The organism is Paraburkholderia humisilvae, assembly GCF_902859855.1.
GTDB lineage: Bacteria > Pseudomonadota > Gammaproteobacteria > Burkholderiales > Burkholderiaceae > Paraburkholderia > Paraburkholderia humisilvae.
This window is the reverse complement of the sequence record NZ_CADIKH010000356.1, coordinates 1-1,296: the sequence shown is the minus strand read 5'-3', so window position 1 is coordinate 1,296 and position 1,296 is coordinate 1. Positions and strand designations below refer to the sequence as shown.

Below are 1,296 nucleotides of genomic sequence, written 5' to 3'. Positions count from 1 at the left end.
AAGGCATTCCTTTCAGAAATGGCATCCCGGTGATCGACAGCACACCGGTTCAGCAATCGCTCGCCGCCTGATGAACCTGCTCACCGCGTACACCAGATTTGACAATTGCTCACGGGCCGTTTAATCGGGAAGGGCGCGCTTAGACGGAAATGATGAGCGATGGATCGTATTGCGCGAAATGCTCGTCGTGAGTCATCAGCTTGAGCGGCTCATATTTCGCCTGCGCGATGAGCAAGCGGTCAAACGGATCGCGGTGGTACGGCGGTAGATGGCGAACCCCAGCGGCATGCGCGGCGATCACCGGCAGTTCGACAAAGCCCGACTTCTCGATCATTTCGATGAACTCGTCGATATCGAGCCGCAGCTTTCCCGTTCCTACTTTAATCGACGCTTCCCAGATGCTCACGCTGCTGACAAACACCTCGTCGGCGTTAGAGATGATTTTGTCGGCTGCTGGGGTCAGTTTCGGATCGTCGAGGACGAACCACATGAAAATGTGCGTATCGAGCAGCAGGCGCATCAATTGCCCTCGAAAGCGTCGAGAAGCTCGTCAGGAAGCGGTGCATCAAAATCGTCCGCGATCCAGATACGGCCGCGCATCAAGCCACGTTGTCGCGCTGGCTTGTTCGGTTCGATCGGCACAAGCCGCACAACAGGGTTTCCCCGGTTCGAAATTATGACTTCCTCGCCAGAAACCGCAGCTTCTATGAGCCTGGACAGTTTGGTCTTGGCCTCATGGACATTTACCGTTTGCATCGGGTCGCCTCTCCACGAAGGATGACTCATTATAGCTAACTTAGCCAAGTTAGTCCAGTCATCTCCATCAGCGCTATGCCGCGTGCTCAACCGCCCGCTCTGCGCTAACGCGCCCGGACAGTCCCTTGTGCCGCTGTGGATCTGTGACGGCGGTCGGCATCCCCTCGATGCGCTGGCCGCCGTCGAACACAAGCATGCAGACGGTCCCCGGCGCGTCGTCGGCCTGATGGGACCTGGTGCAGCGGCCAGTCGCCTCAGTCGATCAGCACATGCATGTCTACCTTCGTTTCGACAGCGCGCACGATCTTGTGTGTACCGTGTCCAGGATTCGGGGCTACCTCGACAGAGACGAGGCCGGCCGCGAGCAGAGCGTCGACGTCGCGTTTCACTGCGCTGCGATCACGGTGCAGGCGAGCGGCGATACTGGTGTTGCCATGTCCTGGCTTCACGTATGCAGGTCGCGATTGCGTAGCACCGGGGAACGTTTCTGAAGCCGCGCGCGCCGGGCTCCATCGCCCCGCTAGAGTCAAATTGTCGAAA

2 protein-coding genes and 1 pseudogene are annotated in these 1,296 nt (G+C 58.6%); all 3 read right to left on the bottom strand.

The annotated features are described in order from the left end of the window. Positions 1-139: 139 nt before the first annotated feature. Positions 140-520 (bottom strand): type II toxin-antitoxin system VapC family toxin, encoded by a 381-nt coding sequence (locus tag HV796_RS42495; protein ID WP_175233583.1) that lies wholly within the window; start codon positions 518-520, stop codon positions 140-142. Beyond that, positions 520-756, bottom strand: a complete 237-nt coding sequence (locus HV796_RS42490; RefSeq protein ID WP_175233582.1) for a type II toxin-antitoxin system Phd/YefM family antitoxin — start codon at positions 754-756, stop codon at positions 520-522. The genes HV796_RS42495 and HV796_RS42490 overlap by 1 nt, the downstream gene beginning before the upstream one ends. Before the next feature lie 254 nt (positions 757-1,010). Then, positions 1,011-1,296 (bottom strand): annotated as a pseudogene (locus HV796_RS43845) (hypothetical protein); the annotation flags it as partial.